This window comes from Streptomyces sp. NBC_01363 (genome assembly GCF_026340595.1).
Taxonomy (GTDB): Bacteria; Actinomycetota; Actinomycetes; order Streptomycetales; family Streptomycetaceae; genus Streptomyces.
Map to the genome: position 1 here is coordinate 1,788,138 of NZ_JAPEPF010000001.1, position 12,325 is coordinate 1,800,462.

Below are 12,325 nucleotides of genomic sequence, written 5' to 3' on the forward strand. Positions count from 1 at the left end.
CGTCGGCCGGACGGCCGGTGGCGTCAGCGGTCGCCGGTCGGAGCCGTGCGGTACCTGGGCCGCCGGTCCTCGCCCCGGAGCCCTTGTCCTTCGCGCGTGTTCCCGGACGTTTCCGGCCGCGCGCCCACGGTGTCCTCGCCGAGCACAAGAACGCCTTCCTCGCCCCGTGTCCCGGGTACGGTGCCGCTCTCCTCGAAGACGAAGTCCAGGGCGACGCCGAGTTGTCGGGCGATCTCCCGCAGCCGGTCCACGTGGTCGCCGGCCCGGTGGCACCGTTCGGCGTCCCGGGCGAGCGCGGCGCCGTCGCGCGCACCGGGCTGTTCGCGGCGCATGGTGGCCACTCGCGCGTGCTCCCCGTCCAGGACGATCCGCAGCCAGTGCTCCTCGCCCCAGTCGGGCGGCGTCCAGTCGAAGCGGACGAGCCGGTCGCGCGGGTGCGACGAGTCGGCCCCCCGGCCCTCGGAGCGGTCCGTGCCGGAGATCGCGAGCCGCAGCATCCGCTCGACGTACCGGCGTTCCAGCTCCGCCAGCCGCTCCGACACCCGGTCGTCCACCTGCTGCTGCTCATGGGGTTCCAGCGGGCGGCCCTCGTCGAGCACCCGGCGCAGCAGCGCGGTCTCGGCCGGGGCCGGCGGAAGTGGGTCCGTGCCCTGCGGGGCCGTGGTCTCCAGGAAGTGGAGCTGTGCGGCGGCCCGTTCCTCGGCGGCGCGGCGGGCCCGGACGGCACGGTTGGTGTCGGCGACGAAGCGGCGTGCCTCGCGCAGATGGGTGCGGGCCTTGAGCGGGCGGGTCGCGGCGGCGGCGAGCGCGTGCCGCACCGCGGCGGCGGCCGGTGCGGCGTCCTCGGCGGTGGCGGCCACGTCGAGCCGGGCGAGCAGTTCGGCCCCGATCCGCACGGCGTCCTCGTGCCGCAGTTCCTCGGCGGCGGGCGGCTGCGGCAGGGCCTCGTCCTCCCGGCGCGCGACGGAGGGGTCCGCGTCCCGCGCGGCGTCCGGCCGCGACCGGTGCTCGTGCAGCACCGAGGCGCGCCGGGCCCGCAGTTCACGCTGCCAGGCGTCGTCCTCCGGTCCGGCGAAGACGTTCCGGCTCGCCCGCTGCACCCAGTCGGCGTGCGCGGCCTCGGCGTGACGCATCCGCTCGTCCAGGACGGCCAGTCGCTCGCGCAGCCGGGCCAGGGGCATGCCCACCGGGCTGAGCGGGCCGGGGAGGCCGGGGGGCGGCGGCGGGGGAGTGCCGGGCGGGGCCGCCCGCCCTGCCCGCCGTACCCGTGCGAGCAGTGCCTCCCGCCGTGCGTTCGCCCGCGCGGCGGCGAAGGCGGCGACCTCCCACTGTTGGGCCGCGGCGGCGGAGGCCTCCTGCCGGCGTTCGAGGCACGCCTGTTCCTCGGCGGCCCGTACGGCCGCCGCCGCGAGCACCTGGGTGGTGACGAGGGCGGCCCGGCCGGCCAGCAGCGCCCCGCTGAGCGCTCCCAGGGCGACGGCCGCCGGGGCGAGCAGCTCGTGCAGACCGTGGGCCGCCGCGTCGGTCAGGTGCCCGGCGGCCTGGTGGACGGCGTCCGCGGCCCCTGGCACATGGGCGACCCCGGGGTGTGCGAAGGCCTGGGCGTGCGGGACGAGATCGCCGACCGACTGGCCGGCCGGTGCGTAGTCCACCGCGGGGAACACCTCGCTGATCGAGGGCAGGGCGACTCCGGTGCTCATCGGTCTCCTCCGGGCGGCGGCAGCGGATGGTGTGGCCGGTACGTGCGTGCCGGGCCCGCGGGCACGACGCCCCGCGGACGGCCGGTGCGGTCCGCGGTCCGCCCGGCGCGCAGCCGGCTCAGCTCCCGGCGCCAGGAGACCGTGCGGTGCACCGTCCAGACGGTGAGTGCCACGACGGTGCCGATCGGCCAGGCCCAGGGCGCGACGGTGACGGCGTAGATCCCCAGGGCCACCGCCGCGGCCAGCAGCGCGGCCGACGGCAGCAGGGTGCGCAGGCCGCGGGACCGGGCGAACCGGGCGGGGCGCTCCGACGTGGCGATCAGCCGCCCGGCGAGCGACCGCCGGGGGTGGTAGTGGGGCGGGCCGATGAACGCCGCGGCGGACAGCTCCAGGGCGAACACCGCGGCGGCGGCGGGCAGGGCCTGTGCCCAGGCGAGTACGACCGCCTGCTGGGAGGCCCGTCCGAGGACATCGGCGAGGCCGATCACGAACCCCCACGGCACGGTGGCCGTAGTGGCCCCGAGCAGCGCCCAGCCCAGCATCGCCGGGCGTTCCAGCCGGCGCAGCCAGACAAGGGTGGCGTCCTGGTCGGCGGCCAGCAGCCGGGCGGCCTCCGCCTCGGCCAGCTCCCCGTGGCGCGCCGCGGCCTCGTCGGTGGCGACACCGGCCAGCAGCCGGGCGGCGATCAGCCGCAGGGTGTCGTCCGGATCGGCGGCGAGCCGGGTGTACCAGTCGACGGGCACGGCCAGGGCGGCCCGCACCGCGGCGGCCCCCCGTGCCAGTTCCGCCGTGACCCGCCCCGGTTCGTGGGCGAGCCGGAGCAGCATCGCGTCGACGGCATCGGTGCTGCGCAGCCGGGCGCGGGCGGCGCCGCGGTCGCGGGGTCCGCCGCGCGACAGGATCTCGTCGGTCAGCGGCCGCCAGGCGGCCCGGTGCGCGGACCACCGCCGGTGCACCTCGTCGAGTCCGGCGCCGCCCGGACGTTCGGCGAGCAGGGGCAGCAGTTCGTGCCGCAGCAGATCGGTCAGTACCGCGCGGGCCTCGGCGTCGCCGTCCGTGACCGCCTCGGTCAGCTGCCGGATGCCCAGGGTGTCGAGGGGGACCCCGTGGTAGGAGACCTCCAGTCGCGGGCCCAGCCAGTTGATCAGCCGTGCGGTGGTCCGGGCGTCCGGCGGTTCGGCGAGTTCCGCGCGCAGGGCGACGAGCCGTTCGTTCTCCTCGGAGCTGCGGCCGGGGGAGTCGATGAACTGGCCCAGCCACTCGACCAGTTCGGCCCGCCGGTTCCGACGGCCCAGCAGCCGTCCGGTGGCGAGGCGGTTGACGTCCAGGAGCCGGGCCAGTTCCTCGGCGCCGGTGACCTCCCGGCCCATGAAGGGGAAGGGGCGCAGCGTGCGCCGGGGCGGGAGGTCCTGCGGCGCGGCACCGGACGTGCGGGGTGCCGTCGGTGGGGATTCACCCCGCAGCCAGGCCGCCACCTGATCGCCGCCCCAGCGGTGCTCCGGTGCCCGGGTGAGCAGTCCTTGACAGAGCATCAGCAGGCGGGGGTCGGTCAGCAGGGGCAGTTCGGGGTCGTGGGTGGCGACCTCGGTCAGCACCTCCTCGTCGCCGCGGAAGTCGATCGGGTGGCTGCCGCCGGCCAGTTCGGCGACGACCATGCCGAGGGACCACCAGTCGACGGCGGGGGTCACGGCCTGCCGGTGCGGGGCCGCCTCCGGTGCGAGGTAGAGAGGCTTGCCCACCCAGCCGCGCCGGCGCGACCGGTCGTGCTGCGGCTCGTGCACCGCCGCGCCGAAGTCGATCAGCACCAGTTCGGGCCGGTCCTCGTTCTGGATCCGCACCATGATGTTGTCGGGCGTGACGTCGCGGTGCACGATGTCCCGCGCGTGCACCGCGACCAGCGCCGCGTGGAGCTGTTCCACGACGGCCCGGACCAGGGCGGGCGGCAGCGGCCCGGGGTGGTCGGCGTGGTAGCGGGCGAGGTCGGTCTCGCCGTACGAGAGGGTCAGGTCGTAGGGGTGGCCGTCGGCGGTGCCGCTCTCCAGCAGCCCGGCGACCGGCCCGCCCGGCCCTTCGGCCAGGACGCGGCGGACGCCGGGGTCGGGGCCGAACCGGTGGTGGTACCACTTCAGTACGAGGGGGACGTCGGCGGACGCGTGCCGGGCCTCCCGGTCCTTGACCCGCAGCACCACGGCCTGGGACGGCCGGTGGGCGCTGCTCAGCACCTGGGTGAGGTCGAAGCGTCCGCCCAGTGCGGCCGGCACCCGGTCCAGCCCCTTGCGGGTCTCCGCGTCGCGCGGATCGCGGTAGCCGGTTCCGGCCTCGTCGACTTCCACTTCCGTGGGCGGCGGAACAGTCATGCGACATGCCTTCCGGTGACGGGGCCGGGCAGGGCGGGGACGGTGGCCGTACCGCCCGGCCGGACAAGGTTGTCCAGAGGCCCTCCCGCGGGCGGACGGGCGGGCATATCGTGTCGGCCATGAGCCAGGAGACCCAGCCCTCCTCGTCCGCTCCAGAACCCCCCGGGCCCGCGCCCGGAGGCCGGGCGCTTCCGCCGCTGCCCGGCGCCGAGCGGCTGGCCGCGGAGCTGCGTGCCCTGCGCCGGCCCGGTCTGGCCGGCCTGCGCACCCTGCGGCCCGAGGCCCTGATCAGAGTGGCCGTCGCCGCGGGCCTGAGCGGGGGTTTCGACGACGAGGCCGCCGGAGTGGAGACGCTGCTGAAGGCCGGAGTGCGGCATCTCGGCGGACGCACCCTGTCCGCCGACGGCACCCGGGGCGACCCGCTCGCCAGGGCGGCGGCCCACACCTTCGGGCTGCTGCCGGACTGGCGGGGCGTTTCGGGCCAGGAACGCCGCAAGGCCGCGGCAGCCGTCTACGGCGTCACGTCCGAACGCTTCCGCAAGAGCCAGGAGCAGGAGGTGATCGCGGAACTGGCGCTCGCGGTACTGGCGGTGGCGCGGGCGGCCATCACCGGACCGCCTCCGTCCGGTCTGCCCGGTCTGCCCGGCCCGTCCGGCCCGGACAGTGGCGGAGGCGGTCCGGTGACGCGGACACCGGAGCCGGTGCCCGACCCGCCGACCCGGCTGACCGGACCACCGCTGTCGGCCGCCGCCGTGCACCGGGTCACCGTGCACGTCGCGTCCATCGAACTGCTGCGGGACATCGACATCCTGGTGTCCTCGGAGAACATCTATCTGGAGATGTCCAAGACGTTCCGCTCCACCGTGTCCGGATCGCTGCGCAGGGCCGCCGCGATCCGCGACGAGGCAGGCGAGACGGTCGACGACGTCCTCGCCCGTGAACTGGTCGAGTGGATGCGGGCCCACGGCCGGTCCGGGCTCCCGGTGCGCCCCGGCACCGTCGTCCCGACCTCGCCGGGAGCCCTCGCCGAGCGCGGCGTGCGCCGCATCCACCACGCGGCCGTCGCTTCCCCCACGAGCGACGGACACGGCTATCGAGTCGATCCGCACGTCCTCGCGGAGGCGGTCTCGGCCAGCTTCCGGCTGGCCCGCGCGGAACGCGACAGTTACGACCCGCCGCTCTCCTCCCTCTGCTTCCCCCTGCTCGGCGCGGGGCACGGACTGCCGCCGGAGAAGGCGGCGCGCTGGCTGTGCTGGGCCGTCCACGAGGAGTTGAGCCGCGATCCGTCCTGGACGGTGCACCTGGTGGCCCAGCGCCCCGAACTGGCGAGACTCCTCACGGCCGCCAGCTCCGCCCCCTGAGTCGTAGCCCACGCTCTCTCAACTGCCTTTCGAAATAGGTGAGTTCTCCTCGCCGCGGCACCCCGAAGAGCCGTACCGAGGGAGGACCGGACGGCCCGTCGGACGCCCGCGCCGGCTCCACGACGACCTGTACCGTCGGCCCGTCCGCCTCCCGGTCCAGATGCGGCGCGTACCGGACCCGGCCGAGGCCGCTCTGTGGCGTCAGCCGCTGGTTCGCGGAGCCGCGCCACACGAGCCCGGTCGGTTCGGCGATCCGGAAGCGCCCGGTCACCACGGCGTCCGCCGGTGCCAGGGCGGCCCGCCGGGTCGCGTCCAACTCGGGCTCCTCGTAGCCGGTGTAGACCAGCAGATCGGCGGGGAGGCCGTCGTCGGTCGCGCCAGGGCGGGTCCCCGCGGCACGCAGCAGGGCGGCGCCCCGGAGCAGTTCCGCCAGGGCCGCGGGCTGGGCGAGCGGCTCGCCGCCGCTCACCGTCAGGCCCGCGGCGCCGCGGGCGAGCGCGGCCCGCCACAGCTCCAACAGCTCCGCCACGTCCATGGATTCGCCGTTCTCCGGCTCCCAGGTGTGCCGCGACATGCAACCGGGGCACGCCAGCGGACAGCCCTGCAGCCAGATGCCCAGCCGTCGGCCCGGCCCCAGCGTCTCCACCGGGAAGTGCGTCCCGCCGACCCTGACCCGCATCCGCCCTCCCCCTTCCCGCCGGGCCGTCCGCTCCGGCAACACCGAGCGGGCACCGCAGACTTCGTCGAGAACGAGTATCGAGCGAACGGGCGGCGCGCGGCACATTTCTTCCGGTGGATTTCCGGGCGTTTCCGGGTGCGTTCCGGTCGCCTTCCGGGCCGATTCCGGATGTGTTCCGGGAAATGCCCGCGGAGCCGAATGCGCGGTCGAAAAGCCGGGAATTTCCCTTACCCGGTCGGCTACGCTCCGTTCCCCGATTCAGCTTCGGGGTTCTTCCGGTGAACCGCCAGGGGCGGGCGCGGCGGGGGGCGACGGACCGGATCACGCCATGCGAAAGAAGCCGCCGGAGCGCGCTCGAACGGAGAAAAGGCGGTCGCCGGAGGGCGGCTGCACGGGGGAAGGGGATTCCGCCATGAGAATCGACACGAACCGCTTCAGAAGTCCGGCCCGGTATGCCTGGGTCGGCCGGATCATCGCATTCCACGACAGGTATCAGGGCCGGCGGGACGCGCCCGGTCTGCGGGCCCGGCTCGCTTCGCTGCCGCACCCGGACACCTTGCCGCGGGGCGCCGCCGATCCGTACCCGGAACTGCTGACCCCCCATGTGCAGGGGATACGGGCGAGTGCCTCGCGCGGGGCCGACCAGCTGCGCTCGCGGCTGCTGCACGACGAACGCGAGCTGTGTGCGCGGATCCACGCCGAGTCCGTGCGGGTGGTCACCCAGTACGACGTGCGGCAGGCCCCCGCGCCGGCCGCCCTCGCCCGGTACGGCGAACTCATCGGTGTGTGGCGGGCCTCGGCGGGCGTGTGCCGGGGCCGGGCCGCTGTCCTGACCCACGAGGCGAACCAGCGGCTCGCCCGTTACTGGACAGCGGTCCTGACGGACCTTCAGTCACGTGCGGGGGAGGGGCCGTTCCCGCTGGACCACCCGCACCTGCTGCCCGGCCACATCGTTCTCGACGAGTCCTGGCAGCACACCGACGACTGGCTGCGGGTGGACGGCGGGCTGTGGGCCGCCCCGGCCCGGGGCCGGACCGAACACCCGGTGACCCGTGCACTGGCCATCCTCGACGCTCAGCCCGTGCGGGGCGCGGATCCCGCCGCCCCGCACAGGGCGGCGGCGGGCCCGGGACGGGGGCGCGGATGACCCTCCCGACACCGGTCGTGCCACCGGCGCGCGCCGCGCAGCGACCGGTCACCACCGGCGAATTCCAGGAAACCGTGAACCATCGCACGAACACGGAGAGAGCGATGAACGTGCCCCACCCGCCCGGCCGTCCGCCCGTCGCCGGGCCGTCACACCGATCCGGCCGCTTCCGGCGTGCCGCCTCGGCCCTGGTGCTCGCCACGTCGCTCGTGGCCGTCGCCGGCTGCTCCTCGCCCTCCGGGGGCGATGAACTCCGCACGCCCTGCGGGCTGGTCATCGACGGTTCGGGTTCCGGAGCGGCCGGCAGCCGGGGCTTCGACGCCGAGGCGAAACTCAAGTCCACGCTGGTCCCCTTCCTGACCGAACGGCACTGCGGCACGCTGGCGTTCGCCCCGGTCGCCCGGTCCTCGCAGACCTCCTCCTGCCGGGTCGGGGACATCGACCTCGACCCGCCGGGGGACGAGACCTCCGACCGCGACAGCATGCGCAGGTCGTCGCGGGTCCTGGCGCTCATGGGTGCGCTCACCATGCTGAAGTGTGCCCGCACACAAGGGGGTTCGGATGTGCTCGGGGGCCTGGCGCGGATCGGCGACGCCATGCCGTCCGGCAAGGGGACGCCGAGCCTGCTGGTGGTGAGCGACTTCGAGCAGGCCGACAAGGAGTTCACGCTCAGGGTGGGCGAGATCGCGACGGAGGAGAGCCGGGAGCGGGCCGTCGACACCCTGCTCGGCGACAGGGGCGTACCGGGAATCGCCGGGATGGACGTCTATCCCGTCGGCTACGGCATGCGCCACGACGCCAGGCCGAGCGAGTACCGGCCGTTCGACGCGTTCTGGTCCGAGATCCTGAGCGGGAGGGCGAAGGCGCATGTCCACGACGACTACCGGAAGTGACCCCGGGGAGCCGCGCCGGCGGCGGCTCAGGATTCCGGGGCCGCTGCGCGCCGGGGCCGGAAGCCGGGGCGCGGACCGCCGGGTCGCGGAGCCGGAGGCGGGGCCCACGCGCCACCCTCTGGTCCTGACGGACCGGCAGCAGCGGCGCCTGATCGAGGATGCCCGCAAGCGTGGGGCCGGGGCGGTCACGGGCCGGAGGCGGCCCGCCGTGCGCGGCCGGGCCGCCCGGTCGGGCGCGCTCGACCCCTGGGTGCTCGACAGCGGCGGCCGGGTGCCCTACTTCGCCGAACTCGCCTCGGTGCGCGACATGTTGCAGGCGCAGTTGCGGGAGCAGGCGGCGGACATGGAGGAGGCGGCGCTCCTGCGGGACGCGCGTGCCAGGTCGGACGTGGAAGCGGCCGAGGTGGAGAGTCGGCTGCAGGACGAGCTGTTGCGGGAGGCCGACGAACAGGTCCGGTCGTCCTGGCGCCAGCTGAACCGGCTCGCGGCCCGTGCGGTGCGGTGGGAACGGTTCCGGGACGGTGTCCGGGAGCGGGTCGAACTCCGGTGGATCCAGGCCCGGTTCCCCGACGCGGAGGCCACCGGGGAGAGCGGTGCGGCGTCCCGCCCGGACGGGACGCCGCCCGGAGGCGACGACGGGGCCCCCGCCGGGCGGCGCGGCCCCGCGCCGGTGCCCGACGAGGGTTCGGCCGACGACGGTTCGGCCGACGACGGTTCGGCCGACGACGGTTCGGCGGACGACGACTGGCAGTCGCTCGATCCTGCCGGGGACGCGGACGCCGGCCGGCCGCCCACCGGCCGTGGCCCCGCCCCGAGGGAGGAGCGGGAGGCGGAGTTCCTCGGCGACCTGGCTCCGCCGTCCGACCCGGGCTGGGAAGGCATGCCGGCACGTCCGGGCATGCCCGCGTGGCTGACCTGGGCCATGCTGCTCGCCATCGCGGCGGTCGAGATACCGATCTACTGGATCGCCTTCCAGCCCTTCCACGGAACGGGCAGCAAGAGCGCCGACTTCCTGTCCGGCACGCTGGCGATCTCCACCGCCGTACTGATGGTGCTCCTGCCGCACCTGGCGGGGCGGACCCTGCGCAGCCGCGCGGCGACCGGATCCTTCAAGGCCGCCGCGCTTCCGGCGCTGGCCCTGTTGGGGGTCTGGGGGTTCTCCGGATGGGCCCTGGGCGACCTGCGGGCCAAGCTGGTGCTCAAGCACCCCGACCCCATCGACGCCCCGTCGCAAATCAGTGGCTACAGCGGTGCGAAGGACCTCGTCACGCCGTCGACACTGGCGGACAGCCTCCATCTGACCCCGCTCACCATCACCTGGATGTTCGTGGCCCTGCTCTTCCTGTCCGGAGGCATCGGCTTCCTGCTGGGGCTGCTCAGGGAACACCCCTACCTGGACGCGTACCGCGCGGCCCTGGAACGCCGGGCCGACAGGGTCAGGCAGCGGGAGGAGGCCCGCGCCGCCGCGGACCGGGCCGGCTCGCTCGACCGGTCGGCGCAGGACCGTTCGGCCCAGCGCCGGGAGGCGGTGGAAGCCCGGGTCCGGGCCACGGACGACCTGTACGAGGCGGCGGCCCATGCCTTTCTGGAGGGGGCGATGGAGCGGTCGAGCGATCCCGCGGTGACCGAGGCGGCGATGAAGCTCTCCGCCACCTGGCCGTTGCTGCCGCGCCGTTCCGGGCCCCCGGCCGGCCGGGGCGCGTGAGAGCCCGGCATCTCGGACCGGTACGCAAGAGGGCGGGCCCGCACCTGGTCGTGCGGACCCGCCCCGTCCGTCGTCAGCCGCGTACGACCGTCACCGGGCACGGTGCGTGCTGGGTGACATGGAGGCTGACCGAGCCGAGCAGGGTCGCCTTGAAGCCGCTGTAGCCGCGCGCTCCCACGACGAGCAGGCTGGCTCCTTCGGCGCGGTCCAGCAGGGACTGGGCCGGGTTGCCGATCACCACGATCTTGCTGACCGCCGCCGCGCCCTCGGCGCCCAGGGCCTCCTCCAGCGTCTCGGTGAGGGCCACGGTCGCCAGGGCCTGCGGGTCGAAGTCCTCCGGCATGCCGGGCATCATCGACGCCCAGCTCGTCGCGGGGTACTCCCAGCTGTTGACGGCCTCCACCGTGTCACCGGTCAGCTCCGCCTGGCGTACGGCCCAGTGCAACGCCTTGACCGACGACTCGGAACCGTCAACGCCCACCACGATCCTGCCCATCACTGCCTCCAGCTCGGTTCGGCTCAGTGCGCGGACGCGTCGTACGAGGCGAACTCGTACGACGCACCTTTCGGTCCAACTCTAATCAAACCGGTACAAGGTTTCGGTCGGCGGGTCCCTCAGTCCAGGCGGAGGTCGGCGAGCTGCTGCTCGAACGGCACCACCTCGTCGTCGAGCCCGAGCGTCCTCGGCGCCCCGGAGGCCGCCCGGCCGCCCGTGATCATGGCCGCGAGCTCGCCGCCCGCCCGGCGGATGCGGGAGGGCAGGCCGTCGGTGTACTCGTCGCCGGACGAGCCCCAGTCCTCCGACGCCGCGTACACGGACGTCGGTACGACGGTGGCCCGCAGATAGGCGAAGAGCGGGCGCATCGCGTGTTCCAGGACCAGCGAGTGGCGGGCGGTGCCGCCGGTCGCCGCGATGACGACGGGCTTGCCGGTCAGTGCCGTGTTGTCGACCAGGTCGAAGAACGACTTGAACAGTCCGCTGTACGAGGCGGTGAACACGGGCGAGACGGCGATCAGCCCGTCCGCCTCCGCCACCTCCTTGATCGCCCCGTCCAGGGCGGCCGGCGGGAAGCCGGTGACCAGGTGGTTGGCGATGTCGACGGCCAGGTCGCGCAGTTCGATCACCTGGACCTCGACCGTGCGGTCCTGCTCGGCCAGCAGCCGCTCACGGGCGGCACCGGCCAGCCGCTCGGCCAGCAGCCGGGTCGAGGACGGGCTGCTCAGCCCGGCCGACACGGCGACGATGCGCAGGGGCTCGGTGGCGAAGACGTTGGACACGGTGGTCAGACCTCCTTCGTGGCGGTGCGGGCGGCGACGGCCGGGTGGACGGGCGCGGAGCCCGGGACCCCGGCCGGACGCAGGGCCGCGAACTCCTTGCGCAGTACCGGGACGACCTCCTCGCCGAGGATGTCGAGCTGCTCCAGGACCGTCTTCAGCGGCAGTCCCGCGTGGTCCATCAGGAACAGCTGGCGCTGGTAGTCACCGACGGCGTCCCGGAAGGACAGGGTCCGCTCGATGACCTCCTGCGGCGAGCCGACGGTCAGCGGCGTCTGCTGCGTGAAGTCCTCCATCGAGGGCCCGTGTCCGTAGACCGGCGCGTTGTCGAAGTACGGACGGAACTCCCGTACCGCGTCCTGCGAGTTCTTCCGCATGAACACCTGGCCGCCGAGGCCGACGATGGCCTGCTCGGCGGTGCCGTGCCCGTAGTGCGCGTACCGCTGCCGGTACAGGTCCACCATCTTCTTGGTGTGCTCGATGGGCCAGAAGATGTTGTTGTGGAAGAAGCCGTCGCCGTAGTACGCGGCCTGCTCGGCGATCTCCGGCGAGCGGATCGAGCCGTGCCAGACGAACGGCGGGACGCCGTCCAGCGGGCGCGGGGTCGCGGTGAAGGACTGCAGCGGCGTACGGAACTTGCCCTCCCAGTCGACGACGTCCTCGCGCCACAGCTTGTGCAGCAGGGCGTAGTTCTCGATGGCGAGCGGGATGCCCTGACGGATGTCCTTGCCGAACCAGGGGTAGACCGGACCGGTGTTGCCGCGCCCCATCATCAGGTCGACGCGGCCGTCCGCGAGGTGCTGGAGCGTCGCGTAGTCCTCGGCGATCTTCACCGGGTCGTTGGTGGTGATCAGCGTCGTGGACGTGGACAGGATCAGGTTCTCGGTACGGGCGGCGATGTAGCCGAGCGTGGTCGTCGGCGAGGACGGGACGAACGGCGGGTTGTGGTGCTCGCCGGTCGCGAAGACGTCCAGGCCGACCTCCTCGGCCTTCTGTGCGATGGCGAGGGTGGCCTTGATCCGCTCGTGCTCGCTCGGCGTCCTGCCGGTCGTCGGGTCGGTGGTGACGTCCCCGACGGTGAAGATCCCGAACTCCATGGCCCGCCTCCGATTTTGTTGAACTTTGAACTATGTGAACACACCCTACAACGGAGCACCCCCCTGACCTATTCCACGGGGGTCCTCGGGCCGGTGCGTACCCTGGACGGG

10 protein-coding genes are annotated in these 12,325 nt (G+C 74.2%); 4 read left to right on the forward strand and 6 right to left on the reverse strand.

What is annotated here, in order from left to right:
• Positions 1 to 23 precede the first annotated feature (23 nt).
• The gene (locus tag OG611_RS08405) at positions 24 to 1,700 is read right to left on the reverse strand and encodes a hypothetical protein (RefSeq protein ID WP_266417065.1); all 1,677 of its coding nucleotides are present in this window, start codon (positions 1,698 to 1,700) and stop codon (positions 24 to 26) included.
• The gene (locus OG611_RS08410; protein WP_266417067.1) at positions 1,697 to 4,057 is read right to left on the reverse strand and encodes a protein kinase; all 2,361 of its coding nucleotides are present in this window, start codon (positions 4,055 to 4,057) and stop codon (positions 1,697 to 1,699) included. Before OG611_RS08410 ends, OG611_RS08405 begins: the two co-directional genes overlap by 4 nt.
• 119 nt (positions 4,058 to 4,176) lie before the next feature.
• Here OG611_RS08410 and OG611_RS08415 point away from each other — a divergent pair, with 119 nt between their 5' ends.
• Entirely contained in the window at positions 4,177 to 5,418 is a 1,242-nt protein-coding gene (locus OG611_RS08415) for a macro domain-containing protein (RefSeq protein WP_266417069.1), read from the forward strand.
• Here the strand turns inward: OG611_RS08415 and OG611_RS08420 are convergent.
• Positions 5,393 to 6,097 carry a 4Fe-4S single cluster domain-containing protein gene (locus tag OG611_RS08420; RefSeq protein ID WP_266417071.1) on the reverse strand — a complete coding sequence of 235 codons (705 nt, stop codon included), beginning with the start codon at positions 6,095 to 6,097 and terminating at the stop codon, positions 5,393 to 5,395. The two genes, OG611_RS08415 and OG611_RS08420, sit on opposite strands and share 26 nt — an antisense overlap.
• Before the next feature lie 412 nt (positions 6,098 to 6,509).
• Here OG611_RS08420 and OG611_RS08425 point away from each other — a divergent pair, with 412 nt between their 5' ends.
• The 3 genes from OG611_RS08425 to OG611_RS08435 all read left to right on the forward strand — a co-directional run bounded on the left by OG611_RS08425 (position 6,510) and on the right by OG611_RS08435 (position 9,842).
• Entirely contained in the window at positions 6,510 to 7,244 is a 735-nt protein-coding gene (locus tag OG611_RS08425; protein ID WP_266417073.1) for a hypothetical protein, read from the forward strand.
• 104 nt (positions 7,245 to 7,348) lie between these two features.
• Positions 7,349 to 8,137, forward strand: a complete 789-nt coding sequence (locus OG611_RS08430; RefSeq protein WP_266417075.1) for a hypothetical protein — start codon at positions 7,349 to 7,351, stop codon at positions 8,135 to 8,137.
• On the forward strand, positions 8,112 to 9,842 hold the full coding sequence (locus OG611_RS08435) for a hypothetical protein (protein WP_266417077.1): 1,731 nt from the start codon (positions 8,112 to 8,114) through the stop codon (positions 9,840 to 9,842). The genes OG611_RS08430 and OG611_RS08435 overlap by 26 nt, the downstream gene beginning before the upstream one ends.
• A gap of 73 nt (positions 9,843 to 9,915) precedes the next feature.
• Here OG611_RS08435 and OG611_RS08440 read toward each other — a convergent pair whose 3' ends face one another.
• The 3 genes from OG611_RS08440 to OG611_RS08450 form a co-directional block, all read right to left on the reverse strand.
• The gene (locus tag OG611_RS08440) at positions 9,916 to 10,338 is read right to left on the reverse strand and encodes a universal stress protein (protein WP_266417079.1); all 423 of its coding nucleotides are present in this window, start codon (positions 10,336 to 10,338) and stop codon (positions 9,916 to 9,918) included.
• 119 nt (positions 10,339 to 10,457) lie between these two features.
• A complete protein-coding gene (locus OG611_RS08445; RefSeq protein ID WP_266417082.1) occupies positions 10,458 to 11,120 on the reverse strand; it encodes an FMN reductase in 663 nt (220 codons plus the stop codon).
• Between the two features lie 5 nt (positions 11,121 to 11,125).
• Entirely contained in the window at positions 11,126 to 12,214 is a 1,089-nt protein-coding gene (locus OG611_RS08450) for an LLM class flavin-dependent oxidoreductase (RefSeq protein ID WP_266417084.1), read from the reverse strand.
• Between the last annotated feature and the right edge of the window lie 111 nt (positions 12,215 to 12,325).